Source organism: Micromonospora sp. IBSANI012 (assembly GCF_052814045.1).
In genome coordinates this window covers 4749540-4771695 of the sequence record NZ_CP199933.1, presented here as the reverse complement: position 1 = coordinate 4771695, position 22156 = coordinate 4749540, and the positions used below count along the sequence as shown (strand labels likewise).

Annotated in this window: 18 protein-coding genes and 2 pseudogenes; 11 read left to right on the top strand and 9 right to left on the bottom strand. The window is 76.5% G+C overall.

Features of this window, described 5'->3' with window-relative positions; all coding sequences use genetic code 11:
* The first annotated feature begins 13 nt into the window (after window positions 1-13).
* Complete coding sequence (locus ACTWM8_RS21945; protein ID WP_446210679.1) at window positions 14-703, top strand: CDP-alcohol phosphatidyltransferase family protein; 690 nt, start codon at window positions 14-16, stop codon at window positions 701-703.
* 33 nt (window positions 704-736) lie between these two features.
* Here ACTWM8_RS21945 and ACTWM8_RS21940 read toward each other — a convergent pair whose 3' ends face one another.
* The 7 genes from ACTWM8_RS21940 to ACTWM8_RS21910 form a co-directional block, all read right to left on the bottom strand.
* Window positions 737-2224 (bottom strand): phytoene desaturase family protein, encoded by a 1488-nt coding sequence (locus ACTWM8_RS21940; RefSeq protein ID WP_446210678.1) that lies wholly within the window; start codon window positions 2222-2224, stop codon window positions 737-739.
* Window positions 2225-2234: 10 nt separating this feature from the next.
* Window positions 2235-3365: a glycosyltransferase gene (locus ACTWM8_RS21935; RefSeq protein WP_446210677.1), complete on the bottom strand. Its 1131-nt coding sequence runs from the start codon at window positions 3363-3365 to the stop codon at window positions 2235-2237.
* Window positions 3362-4177 (bottom strand): carotenoid biosynthesis protein, encoded by an 816-nt coding sequence (locus tag ACTWM8_RS21930; RefSeq protein WP_446214627.1) that lies wholly within the window; start codon window positions 4175-4177, stop codon window positions 3362-3364. The genes ACTWM8_RS21935 and ACTWM8_RS21930 overlap by 4 nt, the downstream gene beginning before the upstream one ends.
* Entirely contained in the window at window positions 4177-4761 is a 585-nt protein-coding gene (locus ACTWM8_RS21925) for a GNAT family N-acetyltransferase (RefSeq protein ID WP_446210676.1), read from the bottom strand. Before ACTWM8_RS21925 ends, ACTWM8_RS21930 begins: the two co-directional genes overlap by 1 nt.
* A complete protein-coding gene (locus ACTWM8_RS21920) occupies window positions 4758-5519 on the bottom strand; it encodes a monooxygenase (RefSeq protein WP_446210675.1) in 762 nt (253 codons plus the stop codon). Before ACTWM8_RS21920 ends, ACTWM8_RS21925 begins: the two co-directional genes overlap by 4 nt.
* Window positions 5516-6004 carry a YbaK/EbsC family protein gene (locus tag ACTWM8_RS21915; RefSeq protein WP_446210674.1) on the bottom strand — a complete coding sequence of 163 codons (489 nt, stop codon included), beginning with the start codon at window positions 6002-6004 and terminating at the stop codon, window positions 5516-5518. Before ACTWM8_RS21915 ends, ACTWM8_RS21920 begins: the two co-directional genes overlap by 4 nt.
* Before the next feature lie 241 nt (window positions 6005-6245).
* Entirely contained in the window at window positions 6246-6596 is a 351-nt protein-coding gene (locus ACTWM8_RS21910) for a hypothetical protein (protein WP_446210673.1), read from the bottom strand.
* 563 nt (window positions 6597-7159) lie between these two features.
* On the opposite strand from ACTWM8_RS21910, the gene ACTWM8_RS21905 reads away from it, so the two are divergent.
* The 10 genes and pseudogenes from ACTWM8_RS21905 (at window position 7160) to ACTWM8_RS21860 (ending at window position 17796) form a co-directional block, all read left to right on the top strand.
* Entirely contained in the window at window positions 7160-7609 is a 450-nt protein-coding gene (locus ACTWM8_RS21905) for an SAV_6107 family HEPN domain-containing protein (protein WP_446210672.1), read from the top strand.
* Window positions 7610-7704: 95 nt separating this feature from the next.
* Window positions 7705-8436, top strand: coding sequence for a hypothetical protein (locus tag ACTWM8_RS21900; RefSeq protein WP_446210671.1), 732 nt, complete (start codon window positions 7705-7707; stop codon window positions 8434-8436).
* Window positions 8433-9674: pseudogene (locus ACTWM8_RS21895) on the top strand (DNA polymerase Y family protein); the annotation flags it as partial. The gene ACTWM8_RS21900 and the pseudogene ACTWM8_RS21895, both read left to right, overlap by 4 nt.
* Before the next feature lie 126 nt (window positions 9675-9800).
* Window positions 9801-10133: pseudogene (locus tag ACTWM8_RS21890) on the top strand (DNA polymerase Y family protein); the annotation flags it as partial.
* Window positions 10134-10331: 198 nt separating this feature from the next.
* Window positions 10332-13727 carry an error-prone DNA polymerase gene (locus ACTWM8_RS21885; RefSeq protein ID WP_446210670.1) on the top strand — a complete coding sequence of 1132 codons (3396 nt, stop codon included), beginning with the start codon at window positions 10332-10334 and terminating at the stop codon, window positions 13725-13727.
* A gap of 97 nt (window positions 13728-13824) precedes the next feature.
* Complete coding sequence (locus ACTWM8_RS21880) at window positions 13825-14004, top strand: hypothetical protein (protein WP_088961103.1); 180 nt, start codon at window positions 13825-13827, stop codon at window positions 14002-14004.
* Window positions 14005-14042: 38 nt separating this feature from the next.
* A complete protein-coding gene (locus tag ACTWM8_RS21875; protein WP_446210669.1) occupies window positions 14043-14813 on the top strand; it encodes a class I SAM-dependent methyltransferase in 771 nt (256 codons plus the stop codon).
* 4 nt (window positions 14814-14817) lie between these two features.
* Window positions 14818-15984, top strand: coding sequence for an alkaline phosphatase family protein (locus ACTWM8_RS21870; protein ID WP_446210668.1), 1167 nt, complete (start codon window positions 14818-14820; stop codon window positions 15982-15984).
* Window positions 15985-16022: 38 nt separating this feature from the next.
* Window positions 16023-17282 (top strand): DNA polymerase IV, encoded by a 1260-nt coding sequence (locus tag ACTWM8_RS21865; protein ID WP_446210667.1) that lies wholly within the window; start codon window positions 16023-16025, stop codon window positions 17280-17282.
* A gap of 115 nt (window positions 17283-17397) precedes the next feature.
* Window positions 17398-17796, top strand: coding sequence for a DUF3040 domain-containing protein (locus ACTWM8_RS21860; protein WP_446210666.1), 399 nt, complete (start codon window positions 17398-17400; stop codon window positions 17794-17796).
* 545 nt (window positions 17797-18341) lie between these two features.
* On the opposite strand, the gene ACTWM8_RS21855 is transcribed toward ACTWM8_RS21860, so the two are convergent.
* Window positions 18342-20840, bottom strand: a complete 2499-nt coding sequence (locus ACTWM8_RS21855) for a transglutaminase TgpA family protein (RefSeq protein WP_446210665.1) — start codon at window positions 20838-20840, stop codon at window positions 18342-18344.
* Window positions 20841-20856: 16 nt separating this feature from the next.
* Window positions 20857-22155, bottom strand: coding sequence for a DUF58 domain-containing protein (locus ACTWM8_RS21850; protein ID WP_446210664.1), 1299 nt, complete (start codon window positions 22153-22155; stop codon window positions 20857-20859).
* Between the last annotated feature and the right edge of the window lies 1 nt (window position 22156).

Genomic DNA, 22156 nt, shown 5'->3' with positions numbered 1-22156 from the left:
CGACGGTTGACCGATGGTGGGCACACAGCTGAAGTGGGACGACTACGCGACCGCGTGGGCGCGGCTGCACGGCGGCTTCGACCCGCGTGCCGCCGCGCCGGTGGTCCGGGCCTGGCTGCGCTTCGCCTACCACGTGGGATACATCCTGGGCCGGCTCCGGATCACCCCGACCGCGGTGACCGTCGCCGGCGTGCTGCTCTGCCTCTGCGTGCCGCTGTTCTCCGTGCGGTCGGTGGATGGGCCGATCCTGGGCGCGCTGTTCGTACTGCTCGCCTCGGTGGCGGACAGCGTCGACGGGGCGGTGGCGGTGACCACCAACCGGACCACCCGCCTCGGCTACGTCTACGACTCGCTCGCCGACCGGCTCGGTGAGATCGCCTGGCTGGCCGCGTTCTGGCTGGTCGGCGCGCCGGGCGCGCTGGTCGTCGCCGGCGGCGCGCTGTCCTGGCTGCACGAGTACGTGCGGGCCCGCGCGGTCGCCGCCGGGATGCGCGACATCGGCGCGGTGACCGTGGGGGAGCGCCCGACCCGGGTCTGCGTGGCCCTGGTGGGGCTGCTGCTGGCCGGCCTGACCGGCCTGATCGACCCGGACCTGGCCGCCGGCACCATCACCATGGCCGCCGCCGTCTGGGTGCTGCTGGCCGGGTTCGGCCTGGGGCAGTTGCTGTCGACCGTGCGCCGCGCCCTGGTCGACGCCGGCTGACCCGCTCGTCGCTCACCGCCCCCGGGCGGCGCGTTACCAGGCCGGGCCGATCTCCTCGGCGACGATCTGCGCGGAGAGAGTGACCATCGGCAGGCCGCCGCCGGGGTGGCTGGAGCCGCCGACCAGCCAGAGCCCGTGGGCCGGGCCCCGGTTGGCCGGGCGCAGCAGCCCGCCCGCGGTGCCGTAGATCGTGCCGCCCGGCGCGCCGGTCGCCGCGTCCAGGTCGGCCGGGGTACGCACCTCGCGGAACACCAGCCGGTCCCGGACGTCGACGCCCCGCTCGGCGAGCACGTCGAGGATCCGGTCGGCGTACGCCTCGGCGAGCCCCGGCCGGCGCCAGTCCACGGCCCCGGCGGCGGTGCCGTGGCGGGCGGCGTTGACCAGCACGAACCACGACTCGTGCCCGTCCGGGCGGACCATCGGGTCGTCGGCGACGGTGACGAAGACGGTCGGGTCGACCGCCGGTCGGGCCCGTACGCCCCGCCCCGGGTCGCCGAAGACCGCGTCGAACTCGGCGTCGTAGTCGCGCGGGAAGAACACGTTGTGGTGGGCCAGCCCGGAGTCGCCGCGTACCCCGAGCAGCAGCACGAAGCCGGCCAGGCTGCGGTCGGTCAGCCCGGCCAGCCGGCGCGGGCTGGGCAGCAGGTCCCGGTAGAGGGTGAGCGCGTCGGTGTTGGCCACCACCACGTCGGCGGGGACGGGCGCGGCGGCGCCGGCGAGACGTACGCCGTGCACCCGGCCGCCCGCGGCGTCGATCCGGGTGACCGTGGCGCCGGTCTGCACGACCACGCCGAGGTCCAGACAGCGCGACAGCAGCGCGTCGGCCAGGGTGCCCAGCCCGCCGCGCAGGTACCAGCCGCCGAAGGTCAGCTCGGCGTAGGGGACGGCGACCAGCGCGGCCGGGGCGCGGCGCGGGTCGGCGCCGGTGTAGGTGGCGTACCGGTCGAGCAGCATCCGCAGCCGCGGGTCGGACAGCTGCGACCGGCCCAGCCCGCGCAGGCTGCGGCCGGGACCGATGGCGGCCAGGTCGCCCAGCCGCCAGGCCAGCGCGGCGAGGTCGCGCGGCGAGCCGACGGCCCGGCGCAGGATGTCCCGGTGCGAGGCCTCCCAGACCCGGGCGGCCCGGCGCCACAGCCGCTGCCAGTCGGCGGCCGCCCGGTCGCCGAGGGCCGCGCCGATCCGGGCGGCGAACTCGGCCGGGTCGGCGCAGGAGTCCAGCACCGGCCCGCCGCCGGGGAAGACGTGCCGCACGATCGGGTCCAGCGGCACCAGGTCGAGGTACTCGTCGAGCTTGGCCCCGGTGGCCTCGAACAGGTCGTGGAAGACCTGGGGCAGGGTGAACAGGCTGGGGCCGGTGTCGAAGTGGAACGAGCCGGCCGGGGTGTGGTGCGCGTACCGGCCGAGCTTGCCGCCGACGGTGTCGGCGCGTTCGAAGACGGTGACCTCGTGCCCGGTGACGGCCAACCGGGCGGCGGCGGCCAGGCCGCCCACCCCGGCGCCGACGACCACGATCCGCGCCATGCGCGTCCTCCTAGCTGACCGGGCGGCCCCGCCAGGACAGACGTCGCCGCTTCCGCAGATGGTACGACCGCAAAGTCAGCCAACCGAGGACCACGACCGACACGGGGTGTGCCAGCGCGTCGGGCCAGGCCCGCCCACCGGTGGCCCGGGCGCTGAGCACCCGCCCGGCGACCCCGAGCAGGTAGCCGGCGGTGGCGAGCGCGGCCACCACCGGCGCGCCGGCGGCCAGCGCCGCGACGGCGACCAGCGGCGGAGCGGCGTAGAGCAGGAGCAGCAGGGCCACCACGACCGCCGCCGCGGCCGGGTGACCGAAGGAGGCCCAGAGGGATTTGGTGTAGCCGTCGCGCAGCTGCGGCCAGTCCTCGTACATCCGGCAGGCGGCCAACCGGGAGCCGTCGGCGAGGGCGATCCGCCCGCCGGCGCGCTTGACCGCCCGGGCCAGCTCGATGTCCTCCAGCACCTTGTCGGCCACCGCGGCGTGCCCGCCGGCCCGGTCGTAGCCGGCCCGGTCCACCACCAGGAACTGCCCGCCGGCGGCGGCCAGCGACGGCCGCGGCGAGCGTTCCATCGCGCGCAGCGGCAGGAAGGTCAGCCACAACCACTGCAACAGCGGCTGCACCAGCCGGTCGGCCGCCGTCCGCACCACGATCCGGGGGTACGGCGATAGCAGCGTCGCCCCGGCGGCGCGCAGCTCGGTGACCGCCGCCGCGACCGCGTACGGGGTGAGCACCACGTCGGCGTCGACGAACACCAGCGCGGTGGCGGCCGGATCGGCCCGGCCGGCGAGCTGGTGGCAGGCGTGCGGCTTGCCCAGCCAGCCCGGTGGCGGGGTGACCCCGGTGAGCAGGGTGACCCGGGGATCATCGCCGGCCACGGCGCGGACCACCTCGGCGGTGCCGTCGGTGGAGGAGTCGTCGAGCACCACGATCCGCAGCCGCGGCACCCCCCGCTGGGCGAGCAGCGACCGCAGGCAGGGCGTGAGCCGGGCCGCCTCGTCGCGCAGCGGCAGCAGCACCGCCACCGGCTCGGTGACCTCGACCGGCCCGCCGGCGGGGCGGCGCAGCCAGCGGCCCGCGTTGACCCCGGTGTGCGCGGTCAGCGCGGCGAGCGCGAGGACCAGGGCGAGGACCGCCGCGCTCATGCGGTGGCGTCGACGCCGGGACGCGCCGGTCGGCGGGGTGCCCGCCGGTCGTCGCCGTGCCGGCGGGCGCGGACCAGCGTCACCGCCAGCGGCACCGCCGCCACCGCCATGCCGGCCGCGCCCCAGGCCGCCGAGGCGGGCAGGTCGAGGAAGACCGCATGGGCCAGCACGCTGGAGAAGTACGTCCACAGGTAGAGCGCGAACATCGGGTCGTCCCGGGAGTCGGTGACCGCGACGGACGGCCCGGCCAGCGGGCGCAGCGCGCTCATCAGCAGCACCGCGAAGAGCAGCCAGCCCAGGTAGTTGCTGACCGGGATGCCGGGCAGCCCGGGCAGGGCCGGGTCGGCGTCGCGCCACACCCAGTAGCCCTCGGCCACCATCTGCGGGTCGAGGAAGAGGTCCCAGGCGGCCAGCCCGACGGCGGCCAGCGCGATCCGCCCGGGCCCGGACGAGGTCAACCGGACGGCGGCCAGCCAGGCGGGCCACGCCATCCAGGTCCAGGCCAGCGGGATGATCAGCGGCACCCCGGCCAGCTTCGGACCGAGTTCGCCGGAGTAGTCGTAGCTGCCGAACGGGAAGCCGGTGGCGACCCCCAGGGCCTCGATCGCGAAGCCGCCGCCGGTGGCCACCGCGACCAGCGCCCCCGCCGTACGCGGGCCGCGGCGCAGCAGGGCGTGGCCGACCGCGAGCAGGTAGCCCAGCAGCACGGTGGTCACGGTCAGCCGGGCCCGGGTGGTGCCGGTGGTGAGCGGGTAGCAGATCTGGGCGAGGACGAGGACGGCCAGCAACGCCCAGGGGGCTCGCCGTCGGATCACGGTGCCGCTGGGCCGGACCGGACGGTGGCGGCCGGGTCGGCGACGGCCAGCGGCAGGTCCCGGCCGAGCACCCCGAAAGGTCGCTCGTCGCCGGGAAAGAGGAAGTGCCGCAGCACGTCGACGAAGCCGAACCGCCGGTACAGCCGCCAGGCCCGCGAGGTCTGCTCGTCGGCCTCGGGGGTGGACAGCAGGGTGGTGGTGCCCTCGGCGAGGGTGAGCAGGGCGGTCAACTGTCGGGTGCCCAGGCCGTGCCCCTGCGCCGGTGGCCGGACGTGCAGCTCCACCACCTCGAAGCAGTCGGTCAGCCAGCGCCGGCGGGCCGCCGGGTCCAGTGCCCGGTGCACCTGGTCGTGCCACCACTGCCCGGGCGCGCCCAGGTAGCCGTACCCGAAGCCGGCCAGCCGGCCGTCGGTGGTGAGGCTGGCGACGGCGCGGAAGCCGGGGCGGCGCACGTGGGTGGCGATGTAGCCGCGGCGGGCCTCCAGCAGGTCGGCGCGGTAGTTCATCGCCTCCCCGTAGACGGCGACCACGTCGTCCAGCCGCCGGACGAGATCATCCGGCGTCCACCGCACCAACCTCATGCGTGTCCCTTCACCGTTGCCGCGTCGCCGTCGGCGACCCACCCCAGCACCGTCCGGTCGCCGACCACGTCGCGCACCTCGAACCGCGCGAAGAGCTCCTCCGCGTACCACCCCTCGGTGGGGGTGCGGCTGATCGCGGCGCGGTGCTCCGGGTGACGGTACGCGAACGCCACGAGGTCCGCGGGATCGCGCCACACGCTGACCGTGCCCTGCCAGCCCAGCGGGGCCTCGCCGACGCCGAACCGGGCGAGCAGCCCGGGCGCGGCGTGCAGCGCGGCGGCCACCGGGGGGATCGCCGTCCAGAAGGTGGCCGCCCGGCGGGGCCGCAGCCGGGCCCGGGTGAGCGCCAGCACCGGTCCGCCGACCCGGCCGCCGGGCGGGTCGCCGAACGGGCGCCGGCCGGACCACTCGCCGCGGCTGCTCACCGGGCGCAGGTCGACCCGGACGGTGGCCCGGGCGATCCGGGCCCAGGCCCGGCCGACCGGGGAGGTGTCGAAGCCGTCGGCGGCGGCGGGGGAGCCCCAGACGGTCAGCGCCGCCCACCGGGTCAGGTCGGCGTCGCCGGGCCCGAAGCCGGTGCCGGTCCCGGTGCCGAGCAGCTTGCCGAACCGTACGCCGGGGGTGGCGCGCAGCCGGCGCGGGTCGAGCGCCATCCGGGTGAGCGCCCGGGGCAGCGCGGCCCGGGAGATCCGCCACACGTGCAGGGTGACCAGCTCGGGAACGGTGTCGCCGGCAGTCGCCCCGCCGGGCTCGCTCACGCCACCTCGGTCGGGGTGCCGGCGGTGATCCGCAGCAGGTCCGCGTACGTGGTGGGAAAGACCGCCTGGGGCACCCCGCCGGCCGCCCAGATCTCGGCGTACTCCTGCAGGGCGGTGTCGATCAGGGTGCGCAGCGGGCGGGGGTGGCCCACCGGGGCGACCCCGCCGATCACCTGGCCGGTGTGTTCCCGGACGAACTCCGGGGTGGCCCGGCGCAGCCGGGTGACTCCCAGCCGGGCGGCCAACTCGGCGGTGTCCACCCGGTGCGCGCCGGAGGTCAGCACCAGCAGTGGCTCGCCGTCGGCCTCGAAGACCAGCGAGTTGGCGATGGCGCCGACGTCGACGCCGAGCGCCGCGGCGGCCGCGGCCGCGGTGTGGACCGCCTCGGGCAGCAGGCGGACCAGGCTGGGCGCGCCCGCGCTGTCACGCGCGCCCGCGCCGTCCAGGGCCGCCTGCACCGCCTGCACGTTCGGGTGTGGCTGCATGCCCCCATTCTTCCCGGTACGCCCCGGCCCGGTGGAGCCGGTTGGGTCCGGTCGGCGTGGCGGGTGCCGTGCGCGGCGGGGCGGCACCCGGCGGAGCCGGCCGGGTCCGCCGACGTGGCGGGTGTGGGGGCGGCCAGCGACGACCCGGTCACCGTCACATGGCGTCATCCGGACTTCCGGCAGGCCGCCCCCCCCGGTTCGTCCTTTGCTCTGCTGCCCCGGACGCAACAGGCACGCGGTGTCACTGTTGCGTCCGGGGCAGCAGAGCAAAGGGGGCGCGAGGGGTGGTGCCGTCCCCGGCGGTCTGCGGGCGCCCGCCCTGGTCGGCGACGGGACGGGCCGGCGGGACGCCGGGCGGGCCGGTGCCACGCCGGGCGAAGCCGTCACGCACGGTCATGACGGCGGGGTCGAGGCCGGTCGTCACCCACCGTGAGCCCATGTCGCCCCGGCCAGCCGACCGGGTGTGCCCCCGGCCAGCCGGGGTGGTGCGCACCCCGCCGGCGGCGTCGACCACCAGCGCCTCGTGCCCGTCCAGAGTGGCCAGCCAGTCGAGCGCGTGCGCGCCCCGGGCCATCGCGGCGGTGGCGTACACGTCGGCCCCAGAGCAGGTCCGGGCCGACGACGGTGACCGACCGCAGCGCGGTCACCGGGCGGCCGGCGCGCGGGTCCACGAGACGACCTCCGCTCCGGCTTTGCCGTGCTGTGCGCCGGCGCGCCCGCTCCCGGTACCGCTCCCCGCGATCCCCGGCGAGACGGCGGCACGCCGGACGCCACACGTTGCGTTTTCGTCGGAGGGAGGGTGTACTGTCAGCAGTTAGAACGAGTGTTCGATTGAGTCGTACGCCCGTTCCAACGCCCGGGAGCGGTGTTTCGCGGCTCCGGCTTCCGGGAGGTGCGGTTTCGCGGACCGCACCGGGTTCCGGGCAGTCGCGAGCCCGGTCCCGTCAAGGCAGGATCGTCGTCCGCCGCCCACGACCCCCGGGCGGCGGACGACGAACCCGCCGGTTCGCCGGCCGGGTGTGGTGTGGGGAAGCGTCCACACCCGGCCGGCCCCCATCCGGTGCGTCTTCCTCCGCACCACCCGCTCCGGGCGCCCGCCGACGGATCCCTTCCGCCGCGCGCCGCGCCCGCCCCGGTCACGCGGAGGAGACAGTCATGCCGACCAACCCGGCCCAGGCACCGACGGTGCCCGCGCACGTGCTGCCGCACCGCACCCCGGCCCAGCTCCTCGCGGTGGCCCGGATCGGGCTCAGCGAGGCCGCCCAGACCCGCCCCGACGGGCTGCGCTACGCCGCCGCCCACCTCGCCGCGCTGCGCGCGGCCGCGGCCCTGCTCGCCGCCCGCGCCCGCCCCGCGCCCGCCCGACGCCACCGGATCACCAGCGTCTGGGTCCTGCTCTCCGCGGTCGCCCCCGAGCTCGACGAATGGTCCGCCTACTTCGCCGCCGGCGCCGGCAAGCGGGCCGCCGCCGAGGCGGGGATACCCCGCGTGGTGAGCGCCCGGGAGGCCGACGACCTGCTCCGGGCCGCCGAGCAGTTCGTCTCGGTGGTGGAGACCGCGCTCGGCCTGGCCCACCAACCGACCCTCGACGGCCTCGCCGCCTGACCCGGCACCGCCCGGGTTCCCCCGCCGGGCACACCCGGCGCCCCATCCGACAAGCGACACCTGATCCAGCAGAAACACGACGGGGGGTTGGTCCCATGGCGGGCCGCATGGTGGTCGGTTCCGCCGCACTGGCCGATCTGGTGCGCCCGGCGAGCGCGCCGGACCCGGCCGGCGGCCACCGGGTGCTCCCGGTGGCGCCCGAGCTGACCGGTCTGCTGCCCAACCGCGGGCTGCGCCGGGGCAGCACGATCGCGGTCTCCGCCGGCCAACCCCGACGCAGCGGCGGCACCTCCCTGGTCCTGGCGCTGCTCGCCGAGGCGTCCCGGGCCGGCTCCTGGTGCGCGGTGGTCGGGGTGCCGACCTTCGGGGCCGGCGCGGCCGCCGAGATCGGGATCGCGCTGGACCGGCTCGCCCTGGTACCCGACCCCGGCCCGGAGTGGCCCACCGTCGTCGCGGCGCTGATCGACGGGGTCGACGTGGTGGTGACCGCCGTGCCGCAGACCGTCTCCGCCTCGGTCGCCAACCGGCTCGCCGCCCGGGCCCGGCAGCGCGGCAGCGTGCTCGTCCCGTACGGCCGGTGGGACGGCGCGGACGTCACCCTCCAGGTGGTCCGCGGGGTCTGGGAGGGGCTGGGGTCGGGCCGGGGCCGGCTGCGCCGCCGCGAGGTGACCGTGTCGGCGCGTGGGCGCGGCGCGGCCGCCCGCCCCAAGGAGATCAAGGTCTGGCTGCCCGGTGACGGGCTCACCCGGGTCATCCCCCGGCCGGCGACCGGGGGCGGCGTCGGCCGTTCCCGGCGTGGCGCGCTCACCGTGGTCGGCTCCGGGTGACCGGCACGCCGGTGCGCACCCTGCTGCTCTGGTGTCCGGACTGGCCGGTCATCGCCGCCGAGATCGTCGACGGGGTGCCCGCCACCGGCCCGGTCGCCGTGCTGCACGCCAACCGGGTGGTGGCCTGCTCCGAGCAGGCCCGCGGCGAGGGGGTACGGCGGGGCCTGCGCCGGCGGGAGGCGCAGGGGCGCTGCCCGCAGCTGACCGTCGTCGACCACGACCCGGGGCGGGACGCCCGCGCCTTCGAACCGGTGGTCGCCGCCGTCGAGGAGGTCGTCGCCGGCGTCGAGGTGGTACGCCCCGGCGCCTGCGCGGTGGCCGCCCGGGGCCCCAGCCGCTACCTCGGCGGTGAGGAGGCGGCCGCCGAACGGATCGTCGAGCAGGTGGCCCAGGCCTGTGCGGTGGAGAGCCAGGTCGGCATCGCCGACGGGGTCTTCGCCGCCGGGCTGGCCGCGCGCGCCGGCCGGGTCGTACCCCCGGGCGGGACGCCGGAGTTCCTGACCGGGTTGCCGGTCGAGGCGCTCGGCCGTCCCGCGCTGGCCGACCTGCTGCGCCGGCTCGGCGTGCGTACCCTCGGCGACTTCGCGGCGCTGCCCGCCGGCGACGTGCTGGCCCGGTTCGGCCTCGACGGGACGCTGGCCCACCGGCTCGCCGCCGGGCGGGACGACCGCCCGCTGGCCGTCCGGCAGCCCCCGGTCGACCTGGCGGTGACCGCCGACCACGACGAGCCGCTCGACCGGGTCGACGCGGCCGCCTTCGCCGCCCGCGCGCTCGCCGAGCGGCTGCACGACCGGCTCGCCGCGCACGGGCTGGCCTGCACCCGGCTCGGCATCGAGGCGGTCACCGCGCACGGGCAGGAGCTGCACCGGGTCTGGCGGCACGACGGCCTGCTCACCGCCGCGGCCATCGCCGACCGGGTCCGTTGGCAGCTCGACGGCTGGCTCTCCGGCAGCACCGGCCGGGCCGGTGCCCGCCCGGCCCGGCCGACCGCGGGGATCGTCCGGCTGCGGCTGGTCCCCGACGGGGTGCTGGCCCAGGCGGGGCTGCAACCCGGCCTGTGGGGGGAGACCGGCGAGGAGCGGGAGCGGGCGCACCGGGCGTTGAGCCGGGTGCAGGGCATCCTCGGCCCGGAGGCGGTGGTCACCGCCGTGCTCGGCGGCGGTCGTTCCCCGGCCGACCAGACCCACCTGGTCCCCTGGGGCGACGAACGGCTCCCCGCCCGTCCCGGCCCGCCGGCACTGCCCGGCGAGCCGGCCCTCGGCACCGACCGGCCCGCCGGTGGCCCCGCCGGCGCGGGCCCGGCCGCCGGTGGGTCTGCTGCCGGCCGCTCCGCCGGCGTCGGCCGGGCCGGCGGCGGGGGGAGCGCCGTCCCGCCGTGGCCGGGCCGGCTGCCGCCGCCCGCACCGGCCGTGGTGCTGCCCACCCCGCTCGCCGCGACCGTGCACGACGCCGCCGGCGAGCCGGTCGTGGTCAGCGCGCGCCTGGCGGTGAGCGCCGCGCCGGCCCGGCTGGCCGTCGGCACGGCCCGACCGGTCGAGATCGTCGGCTGGGCCGGGCCGTGGCCGGTGGACGAGCGCTGGTGGGCGCCCGCCGAGGCCCGGCGCCGGGCCCGGTTCCAGGTCTGCCTGGCCGACGGCGCCGCCCTGCTGCTGGCGGTCGAGGCCGGCCAGTGGCTGGTGGAGGCGATCTATGACTGAGCCGGTCCCGTCCGGTCCGGGGCGGTTCCCTCGCGGAGCTGGCGCGCCCGACCGGTCGGTCCGCTCCGTGTCGGGGGCGGATGCCCCGGTGAGCGATATGACTGTCAGGCATATTTATGACTCTCAGGTATATCGCTCACCGACCCTTTCGTCGGTGGAGCCGGCCGTCGGGACCCGGTCGCCCGCGGGGGCGGCCAGATGAGCTTCCACAACCCCAAGCTGCCCTGGTCAGAGCTGGAACGGGTGCTCTCCGGGCGACCCGGCGGCGGGTCGGGCGGCGGCGGGAGGCCGCGGGGTGGGCGGTCGCGCGAGGAGCGGCACCTGCACGTGGTCGACCCGCTCGCGGTCGACGCCGACGGCGGCGACGCCCCGGCCTGGAGCCGCAAGCGCCAGCAGTACGAGGCGCCCGAGCTGCCCCACCCCGATGACACGGTGCCCTACGCCGAGCTGCACGCGCACACCAACTTCAGCTTCCTCGACGGCGCCAGCCATCCCGAGGAGCTGGCCGAGGAGGCCGCCCGGCTGGGGCTCACCGCGCTCGCCGTCACCGACCACGACGGCTTCTACGGCGTGGTCCGTTTCGCCGAGGCGGCCCGCGCGCTGCACCTGCCGACGATCTTCGGCGCCGAGCTCTCCCTCGGGCTGCCGGGCCCGCAGAACGGCGAGCCCGACCCGCACGGCGCGCACCTGCTGGTGCTCGCCCACGGCCACGAGGGGTACGCCCGGCTGGCCACCACCATCGCCCGCGCCCAGCTGCGCGGCGGGGAGAAGGGCCGCCCGATCTACGGCGAGCTGGAGGAGGTCGCCGCCGAGCTGCGCGACCACGTGCTGGTGCTGACCGGCTGCCGCAAGGGGCACGTGCCGGGCGCGCTGCTCACCGAGGGCGTCGACGCGGCGGCCCGCGAGCTGGACCGGCTCACCGCCCTCTTCGGCGCCGAGACGGTGGCGGTGGAGCTGACCGACCACGGCCACCCGGTCGACGCCGACCGTAACGACGCCCTGGCCGAGCTGGCCGCCGCCGCCGGGCTGCCCACGGTGGCCACCAACAACGTGCACTACGCGACCCCGGCCCGGCGTCGGCTCGCCACCACCCTGGCCGCCGTCCGGGCCCGGCGCAGCCTGGACGAGATCGACGGCTGGCTGCCCGCCGCCGCCACCGCCCACCTGCGCAGCGGCGCGGAGATGGCGGCGCGGTTCGCCGCGTACCCGGGCTCGGTGGCGCGGGCCGCGGAGTTCGGCGCCGAACTCGCCTTCGACCTCCAGCTCGTCGCGCCGCAGCTGCCGGCGTACCCGGTGCCGCCGGGGCACACCGAGATGAGCTGGCTGCGGCACCTGACGATGCAGGGCGCCCGGGAGCGCTACGGCCCGCCCGAGGCGCACCCGGAGGCGTACGCGCAGCTGGAGCACGAGCTGAAGATGATCGAGGAGCTGGGCTTCCCCGGCTACTTCCTGGTGGTCTACGACATCGTCACGTTCTGCCGCGAGCAGGACATCTACTGCCAGGGCCGGGGCTCGGCGGCGAACTCGGCGGTCTGCTACGCGCTGCGGATCACCAACGTGGACGCGGTCCGGCACCGGCTGCTCTTCGAGCGCTTCCTCGCCCCGGAACGCGACGGCCCGCCCGACATCGACGTGGACATCGAGTCCGACCGCCGGGAGGAGGTGATCCAGCACGTCTACACCCGGTACGGCCGGGAGCACACCGCGCAGGTCGCCAACGTCATCTCGTACCGGCCCCGCTCGGCGGTGCGGGACGTGGCCAAGGCGTTCGGCTTCTCACCGGGCCAGCAGGACGCCTGGAGCAAGCAGATCGACCGGTGGGGCTCGGTGGCGTCGGTCGACGTCGAGGACATCCCCGAGCAGGTGGTCGCGTACGCCAACGAGCTGCAGACGTTCCCCCGGCACCTGGGCATCCACTCCGGCGGCATGGTGATCTGCGACCGGCCGGTGATCGAGGTGTGCCCGGTGGAGTGGGGCCGGATGCCCGGCCGCAGCGTGCTCCAGTGGGACAAGGACGACTGCGCCGCCGTCGGCCTGGTCAAGTTCGACCTGCTCGGCCTGGGCATGCTCTCCGCGCTGCACTACGGCTACGACATGATCGGGATGACCCTCGACCTGGGCGACATGACGCTGGACGACCCCGAGGTCTACGACATGCTCTGCCGGGCCGACTCGGTCGGGGTGTTCCAGGTGGAGAGCCGCGCCCAGATGGCCACCCTGCCCCGGCTCAAGCCCCGCGAGTTCTACGACCTGGTGGTCGAGGTGGCGCTGATCCGGCCCGGCCCGATCCAGGGCGGCTCGGTGCACCCGTTCATCCGGCGCAAGAACGGCCAGGAGCCGGTGACCTTCGCGCATCCGCTGATGCGCAACGCGCTGGAGAAGACCCTCGGCGTGCCGCTGTTCCAGGAGCAGCTCATGCAGCTCGCGATCGACCTGGCCGGCTTCGACGCGGCCGGGGCCGACCAGCTGCGCCGGGCCATGGGGTCCAAGCGCTCGGTGGAGCGGATGGCGCAGATCGCCGACCGGCTCTACGCCGGGATGGCCGAGCGGGGCATCACCGGCGAGCTGGCCGACGACGTCTACCGCAAGCTCACCGCGTTCGCCAGCTACGGCTTCCCGGAGAGCCACGCGATGAGCTTCGCCTACCTGGTCTACGCCAGCTCCTGGCTCAAGCGCTACCACCCGGGGCCGTTCCTGGCCGCGCTGCTCAACGCCCAGCCGATGGGCTTCTACTCGCCGCAGACCCTGGTCGACGACGCCCGCCGGCACGGCGTGGAGGTACGCCGGCCGGACATCAACGCCAGCGGGGCCAAGGCGGTGCTGGAGTCGACGCCGGAGACCCGGTGGGGGAGTCAGCCGGGGGAGCCGCCGCACGCCTGGGGGCTGGGCGGGCCGGCCGTCCGGCTCGGGCTCGGCAGCGTGCGTACCCTCGGCGAGGACGTGGCCGAGCGGATCGAGGCGGAGCGGGCGGCGCACGGGCCGTACCGGGACATGCCGGATCTGTCCCGGCGGGTCGGGCTCACCGCCGCGCAGCTGGAGGCGCTGGCCACCGCGGACGCCTTCGCCTGCTTCGGGCTGACCCGGCGGCAGGCGCTCTGGGCCGCCGGCGCGGCGGCCCAGGACCGGCCGGGCCGGCTGCCCGGCACGGTGACCGGGACGGCCGCGCCCACCCTGCCCGGGATGGAGGCGGTGGACCGGCTGGTCGCCGACGTCTGGGCGACCGGGCTGTCCCCGGAGAGCCATCCGGCCCGGTTCATCCGCGACCGGCTCGACGCCCTCGGCGCGGTGCCGATCGCCCGGCTCGGCCGGGTGGAGCCGGGTCGGCGGATCCGGGTCGGCGGGATCGTCACCCACCGGCAGCGGCCCGCGACCGCCGGCGGGGTCACCTTCCTCAACCTGGAGGACGAGACGGGGATGCTCAATGTCACTTGCTCCCCGGGGCTGTGGCAGCGCTATCGTCGAATCGCCCGCACCAGCGCGGCGTTGGTGGTGCGAGGCCGGTTGCAGCGGCACGAGGGAGTCACCAGCCTCACCGCGGACCGGCTGGACGCCATCGAGCCGCCGGTCAGCCCGGCGTCCCGGGATTTCCGCTGATTCCAGTGATCCGCATTACGGTTTCCTCGGACGCCAGGCGAGAGACTTCCGGCACGTGCGGGCAGAGTGGCCCGCTCGCGGCAAGGGGGAAGACGCGATGACGTCGAACAGCATGCACACCGGCGGCGTGGCGAACGCCCGGCGCACCCGGCTCGCGGCCGGATGGGCGCCGGCGCAGGACGTGGAGACGCGCGAGTACCAGGTGCACGACGGCCCGGTGGCCAACGCGAACCGGTCCCGCGCGGAGGAGGACCCCGCCGCCGGCGGCGAGTCCTGACCAGCGCGGTACCGCCTGCGGGGGGTCCGGTGGCGCGGGTGACTAGGCTCGACCGGGTGGAGCAGACCACCCGAGGCCGGTTCACCGGGCCGCCGTTGACCCCCCGTACCGCTGTCATCTGGTCGGTCCTCGCCGCCGAGCTGGACCGACGTGCCGACGCCGAGTTGACCGTGCTCGACGTCGGCGGTGGGACCGGCGGCTTCGCCGTCCCGCTCGCCCAGGCCGGGCACCGGGTCACCGTGGTCGACGCCAGCCCCGACGCGCTCGCCGCGCTGACCCGCCGGGCCGCCGAGGCCGGGGTCGCCGCCCGGGTACGCGCCGTGCAGGGCGACGGCGACGCCCTGGCCGGGCTGGTCGAACCGGCCAGCGCCGACCTGGTGCTCTGCCACTCCGTGCTGGAGGTGGTCGACGACCCGACGCCGGTGGTCACCGCGCTGGCCGCCGCGCTGCGACCCGGGGGAGCGGCCAGCGTGCTGGTCGCCGGCCGGGCCGCCGCCGTGCTGGCCCGGGCGATGAACGGCCACCTGGACGTCGCCGCCGCGCTCGCCGCCGCCCCGGACGGCTCCGCCGGGCCGCGCGACACCCTGCGCCGGCGCTTCGACGCCGACGGCGCCGCCGCGCTGCTGCACGCCGCCGGGCTCACCGTCGAGGAGATCCACGGGGTACGCGTCCTCGCCGACCTGCTCCCCGCCGCCGTGGCCGACGGCCAGCCGGGCAGCCTGGTCGAGCTGGAACGGGCCCTCGCCGCCCGGTCGCCGTACCGGGACCTCGCCGCCCAGCTGCACCTGTTCGCCCGCCGGCCGGCATGACGGTATGACCTCCCCCATACCGCCCGATCCGCTGGACGTCGTGGTGCCCCGCTACGGCGGCGGCAGCCTCGCCGACGTGGTCCCCAGCGCGCTGGCGGTGCTCGGCGTGCCCGGCGCGGTCGACCTGCTCGGGCTCACCCCCGGGCTGGCCGGGGTGCGGCGGATCGCCGTGCTCCTGGTCGACGGGCTCGGCTGGTACCAGATCCCGACGGCCGCGCCGTACGCGCCGACCCTGGCCGGGCTCGCCGCCACCGTCGGTCGGCCGCTGACCTCGGGTTTTCCCTCCACCACCCCGACCAGCCTGGTGAGCTTCGGCGCGGGCGTCGCGCCCGGGCCGCACGGGGTGCTCGGCTTCACCGTCCGGGTGCCCGGCACCGACCGGGTGCTCAACCACATCGAGTGGGCCGGTGACCCGGAGCCGCTGACCTGGCAGCCGGTCCGTACCCAGTGGGAGCGGGCCCGGGCGGCCGGTGTCGCGGTGACCGTGGTCAGCCGCCCCGAGTTCGCCGGCAGCGGGTTGACCCTGGCCGCCAACCGGGGCGGCGACTACCGGGGCGCCGCCGGGGTGGACGCCCTGGCGGCGACGATGCTCGCCGCGCTCGCCGCCGGCCCCGGGCCGACCCTGGTCTCCGGCTACCACCCCGACCTGGACCGGCACGGTCACCTCACCGGCGTCGACTCCGCGCCCTGGCGGATCGCCGCCGCCGAGGTGGACGCGCTGCTCGCCCGGCTCGTCGACGGGCTGCCGCCGGACGCCGCGCTGCTGGTCACCGCCGACCACGGGCAGCTCGACGTGCCCGCCGCGCACCGCTTCGACCTGGACACCGACTCCCGGCTGCGGGCCGGGGTGCGGGTCGTCGCCGGGGAGCCGCGGGTGCGCTACCTGCACGTGGAGCCGGGCGCCGTCGACGACGTGGTGGCCGCCTGGTCGGCGGTGCTCGGCCCGGCCGCCCGGGTGGAGACCCGCGAGGAGGCGGTGGCCGCCGGGCGGTTCGGCCCGGTGCCGGAGGAGCACCTGCAACGCGTCGGCGACGTCGTGGTGACCTGCCACGGCACGTACGCCGTGCTGGCCAGCCGCTCCGAGCCGCCGGCGGTGTCCCGGCTGGTGGCCTACCACGGGGCGGACACGGCGGCGGAGCTGACCATCCCGCTGCTGGTGGTGCGGGGCTGACCGGTCGGGCTGTCGTACCGGCGGGTTAGCCTGCGGGAATGGGTCGGAGTCAGTCGTTGCCGCGCGGCGGTGACCCGCGCTTCGGGCCGGACGCCGACGACTCCGGCAGCCCGATCCTGCACGTCGACATGGACGCCTTCTTCGCCTCGGTGGAGGTGCGTCGCCGCCCCGAGCTGCGCGGCCGGCCCGTCGTGGTCGGTGGCGTCGGGCCGCGCGGCGTGGTCAGCTCCGCCAGCTACGAGGCCCGGCGGTACGGCGTCCGCAGCGCCATGCCCACCATGCGCGCCCGGGCGCTCTGCCCGCACGCGGTCTACCTCCCGCCCGACTTCTCGCAGTACACGGCCGCCTCCCGGGCGGTCATGCAGATCTTCCGGGACGTCACCCCGCTGGTCGAGCCGCTCTCCCTGGACGAGGCGTTCCTCGACGTGGCCGGCGCCCGGCGGCTGTTCGGGCCGCCGGCCGAGATCGCCCGCCGGATCCGCGAGCGGGTGGCGGCCGAGCAGGAGCTGACCTGTTCGGTCGGGGTGGCCCCGACCAAGTTCGTGGCCAAGCTCGGCTCCACCCGGGCCAAGCCGGACGGCCTGCTCGTGGTGCCGGCCGACCGGGTGCTGGAGTTCCTGCACCCGCTGCCGGTCGGCGCGCTCTGGGGGGTGGGGGAGCGCTCCGCCGAGACGCTGCGCCGGCTGGGCCTGAACACGATCGGTGACCTGGCCGAGGCGCCGTACGGCATGCTCCGCAAGGCGGTCGGCGAGGCGTCCGCCAGCCACCTGCACGAGTTGGCCTCGGGGCGCGACCCGCGCACCGTCAGCCCCGAGCACGTGGAGAAGTCGATCGGCGCCGAGGTGACCTTCGACGCCGACGTCGCCGACCCGGTGGAGATCCGCCGCGCCCTGCTCGCCCTCAGCGACAAGGTCGGCGCCCGGCTGCGCCGGGCCGGGCAGGTCGGCCGGACGGTCTCGCTCAAGGTGCGGCTGGCCGACTTCCGTACGGTCAACCGGTCCCGCACCCTCGGCGTCTCCACCGACGTGGCGCGGGAGATCTTCGACACCGCCTGGGCGCTCTACACCGTTCTCGACCCCGCCGAGCGCGTCCGCCTGGTCGGCGTACGGGTGGAGGGGCTGGCCGGGGTGACGGAGACGCCACAGCAGCTGACCCTCGGCGCGCCCGAGCGCGGCTGGCGGGAGGCGGAAGCTGCCGCCGACGCCGCGGCTGCCCGTTTCGGGCGGTCCGTCATAGGTCCGGCCAGTCTGCTCGGCAAGCGTGATACCCGTAGCGGCGAAAATCCGACCCGGCCGTAGGTCGTCCCGCTTTCCGACGCGCGAGCCCCCTCGTAGACTTGACGGCAAGCAGCCGGTTGGCTGCCACGGTCTGTCGGCCCGACCGGGCCGACCAACGTGACCGGGGAGGAGTGCCGTGCCGCTCTCGGAGCACGAGCAGCGGCTGTTCGAGCAGATCGAGCGGTCGCTTGCCGAGGACCCCAAATTCGCCTCGGCCGTGCGCGCCAGCGACCCGCGTTTCCACGCGCGGCGTCGCCTGCTCGTCGCTGCCGGCGTGGTTGTCGTCGGCCTGGCCCTGTTGGTCTACGGCGCGGTGATCAAGACTCCGCCGCTGGCAGTGGCGGGCTTCGTCGTCATGCTGGCCGCGCTGGGCTACGCGGTGCAGTCGCATCGCCGGTCGCAGTCACCCGACCTGCACGTGGTGGGTGGCACGACGACTCGCCGTCGTCCGCGCGGACGCGCGGGTGGTCGACGGCCGTCGCTGCTGGACCGCATGGAGGACCGGTGGCGGCAGCGTCCGGAGGGACATCGCTGAACGCTCACCGCCCCTGAGGCGGGTGGGCGTCGCCACGACGGTGGGTGCCGGACGCGGTCCGGCCACCTCCGTCGTTTCCGCACGTCCGGCCCCGATCCGAGCCGCCCCCGGCCTGCTGGCTCTCGGGCCCGCTGGCCTCGTCTCACCGGCAACTGGCCGGCGGACCACCGGCTGGAGACCACCGGTCTGCCGATCATCGGCCTGCCGCCCTGCTCGCTGTCGATCGGGTTGCCGGAGGGCGAGCCACGGTCGTCGGCCGTGATCGACTCGGTGTCGGCGTCGTGGCGGAGTCCGGAGGCGCGGAATGCCGCCATGTCGGCGATATTGCGTGGCGCCGCAGACGGAATGGCCAGCGGCCGAGGTTGGCGGCGCGGCGCCCGGCACGCCGAGGCGTGCTCGGGGCCGGGGCGGCCCCGAGCACGCGGCCGGGGCGGCCCCGAGCACGCGGCCGGGGCGGCCCCGAGCACGCGGCCGGGGCGGCCCCGAGCACGCGGCCGGGGCGGCCCCGAGCACGCGGCCGGGGCGGCCCCGAGCACGTGGCCGGGTCAGGCCCGGCGGGCGGAGCGGTTGGCGAGCAGCCGGCGCGGGTTCCAGCGCAGCAACCGTGAGCGGGTCCGCCCGCCGCTGGCCACCAGCCGGGAGGACGAGTCCGCCACCGCCAGCCGCCAGCGCAGCAGCACCGACGGCGGCAGCACGGTCGCCAGGAACCGGGTGCGCCGGTCCGACCGGGCGGCGATGGCGCCCCGGACCGTCGTCAACGCCGGGTGCAACGGCTCGCCGGTGAGCGGGTCACGGGCGTAACGGGCCCGCTCCTCCGCCCGGCCGAGCAGCCGTACCGCCGCCGCGGACGCGGTGTCGTCGGCGACGGCCTCGCGGGCCAGCCGCTCGGCGGTGGCCCGGGGCGTCTCGGTGTGGTCCACGGGTACCCGGTAGTCGACCAGCGTGTCCAGCAGCTCGTCCCAGGCCGCGTGCGCGTCGGCGCGGGCCCGGTCGTGGTCCGCGCCGAGCACGACCATGCCGGGCGCGTCGGCGTCCGCCCCGCCCGCCCCGCCCGCCCCGTCCGGACCGCCGGCGACGGCGGCGACCGCCCGGGCCGGCCGGCCGTGGCGGCGACGCCGCAGCGCCATCCGCCGCAGGGCCGGCAGGCAGAGCAGGACGATCAGCGCCAGCACGGCGCCCGCCGTCCACCAGGGCCAGCTCGGCGCGCGCCGGGTCGGGGCGCCGCCGGCCGCGTCGAAGCCGGCGTCGGTGTCCCGGTCGGCGGCGTCCTCCCGGCCCGGCCCGGCCGTGGCGGCCGGGTCCTCGGGGGAGGCGCCCGGCGCGCTGGTCTCCGACGGCTCCGGGTCCGGGGCGTCGCTGTCCGGGGCCCAGGCCGAGCGGTTCGCGCCCTGCACCGCGTACGCCGGGGTCGCGTCGAACGGGACCCAGCCCAGCTGGTCGAAGTAGACCTCCGTCCAGGCGTGCAGGTTGCGGTTGGTCAGCACGTACGTGTCGTCGCCGGCGCTGGTGCCGTTGGTGAAGCCGAACGCCACCCGGGCCGGGATGCCGGCGGAGCGCACCAGCCAGGCCATCGCCGCCGCGTACTGCTGGCAGTAGCCGACCTTGTTGGTGAGGAAGTCGACGATCTCCTCGCCGCTGGTGCCGCCCTTGGTGCTCAGCGAGTAGCTGAAGCCGTTGTCCCGGGAGAAGTAGTCGTAGATCGCCCGGACCTTGTCGTAGTCGTTCTGCTTGCCCTCGACCAGCCGGGACACCAGCAGGTCGACCTGCTGCACCGCCGGCCGCCGGGTCTGCTGGACGGCGATCGGGTGCTCGGCGGGCAGGGAGCGGGCCCGGCGCAGGGTCGACGGGGTAAAGGTGGAGCGGACGTACTCGAACGAGTAGCGCTTGCCCCGGGAGTTGTCCCGGTTGGAGAAGACCACCCCGAGGTTCGAGTCGTAGAGCCAGTTGCCGCTGAGCCCGTCGACGTTGACCGGGTCGGCGTACACCGGCACGAGTGGCATCTCGAGGTTGCGGGTGACCTCCACCGTCGCCTGGTACCGCTGCTGCTCGGCGCCCTGGCGGGCCGGTGGGGCGGGCAGGTCCCGGTCCACCCGCCGGCCGTTGGGCGGGCGCACCCGGAAGCCGTCCGGCCGCAGCTCGTCGGCGACGCCGAAGCGCAGGTAGAACGGGCTCGGCTCGGTGGTGGTCACCTTGACCATCTCGGCCACCTCGCTCTGGTTGAGCTGGCCGCTGAGCGCGGCGAACAGGTCGATCCGGCCGGGGCTGCCGCCCTGGCCGGGCCGCCCGTTGCCGGTGCCGTTGCCGGTCGAGTTGACCTGGTCGAGCAGCCCACCGGTCATCCCGGGCACGGCCAGCGGGAGCACCACGGCCAGCGCCACGCCCACCACCGCCAGCCGGCGGCCGGCCGCGGCCAGCGGGGAGGACTCCCAGACGTCGACGTCGCGTCCCTCGCCGGTGAACCGGCGGCCGAACCGGCGTACCCGGTCGACGTTGTCGGTGACCAGCAGCCACAGGTAGCCGGAGGCGCCGACCACGAACGGCAGCGCGGGCACGCTGTCCACGTAGACCGCCACCGGCACCGAGTAGATCGCCAGCATCGGCAGGCCGGCCAGCGCCGGACGGCGCAGCCCCACCGCGAGCACGTCCACCACGATCGCCACCGAGCCCACCCCGAGCACGGTGATGAACAGCAGCGGCGTGGTGTCCGGCACCTCGACGCCGTACGAGCGCATGTCCTGCAACGAGCCCTGCAACAGCTCGCCGAAGTGGGCCAGGGTGGCCGGCGTGGGCAGGAACGCGACCAGCTCGGTGCCGCCCGGGAAGAGCCAGGTCAGGGCGAGCAGCAGGCCGGCCAGCATGCCCAGCACCTGGCCCCACAGGGGAGCCCGGACCAGTCGGGTCAGCGCGGCCACCCCGGCGACCACGGCCACCGCGATGGCGGCCTCGATCAGCCAGGTCCAGCGCTGGAAGATCGAAGACAGCGGCGCCGCGGCGAGCAGAGTCGCCGCGGCGGCCACGAAGCCGAGGTTCCGGGACGCGATCACGACGTCACCCTTTCCGTCATCGGACGCCGCCGGCGACCGTCTCGGCGAGCGCCGCGCGCAACGCGAAGCCCTGCGAGCCGCGGGCGGCCTGCGGCCAGAGCGCCGGCAGCCGGCCGCCGTGGTCCACCCCGATCACCCGCCAGCCGCCCTGGAGCAGGGCGAGCGCGGCCGCGCCGTGCGCCCGTTCCGACTCGGCCCGGGCCTTCTCCGGCAGGTTGAGCCAGGTGGAGCTGTCCAGCAGGAAGGCGACGCAGGTCGCCCCGTTGACCCGCAGCCCGGCCAGCAGCTCGGCCTCGGCGGTGCTCACCGCACCGAGCAGGGCGATGATCAGGCCGCCGTCGGAGCGCTGCCGGACCCGCTGCACCAGGGTGGCGACGTCGCCGCGCTGGTCGAGGCGGACGTCCGCCAGGTGGTCCAGGAGCAGGCCGTCCCCGGTGCCCTCGGTGGCGTCCACGTCCGCACCGGAGCCGGTGACCAGCCGCAGCTTGTAGCCGGACTGGCGCAGGTGCACCGCGATGCTCGCGGCGGCGGAGACCGCCCACTCGAAGCTGGCGGTCGGGCCGTCGCCGCGGTGGCCGAACGCCCGGGTGTCCAGCACGACGGTGGCCCGGCTCTCCCAGGGCTGCTCCTCGCGGCGCACCATCAGCTCACCGGTGCGGGCGGTCGACTTCCAGTGCACCCGGCGCAGGTCGTCGCCGACCCGGTACTCCCGGGTAGCGGCGTCGTCCTCGCCGTGCACCGCCACCGACCGGGCCCGGCTGTCGCCGCTGCCGGCGTACTCGCCGGGGAGGCGGACGGTCGGCAGCGGGGTGACCTGGGGGATCACGGTCAGGTGGTCGGTGCTGGGGAAGGCCCGGGTCAGCTCGCAGAGCCCGAACGGGTCGGTCAGCCGGACCACCAGCGGACCCACCTCGTACCGGCCGCGCACGTCGGCGCGGACCGTGTACGCCACCGAGCTGGCCTGGAGCGCGCCGAGTCGCTCCAGCACCACGCGGGGCCGGCTGCCCAGCGCGTACGGCAGCCGGTCCTCCAGCAGCAGGGTGCCGGTGGGCAGGCGGGACATGTTCTGCAGGCGCAGCACCACCCGGGAGCTGGCCCCGACCGGCACCCGGTGCGGCTCCAGCGACCGGTTGCAGGCCAGCTTGTAGCGGCTGCGCCCGACGTAGAGCGCGGCGAGCAGCGGCAGGACGGCGAGCAGCACGGCCACCCGCAGCAGGTCCTTCTCGCCGAGGATGCCGGCGGAGACCGCCGCCGCGACCGCGGCCGCCAGGAACGAGCGGCCGCGGGTGGTCAGGCCGCGCAGCCCGTCGCGCACC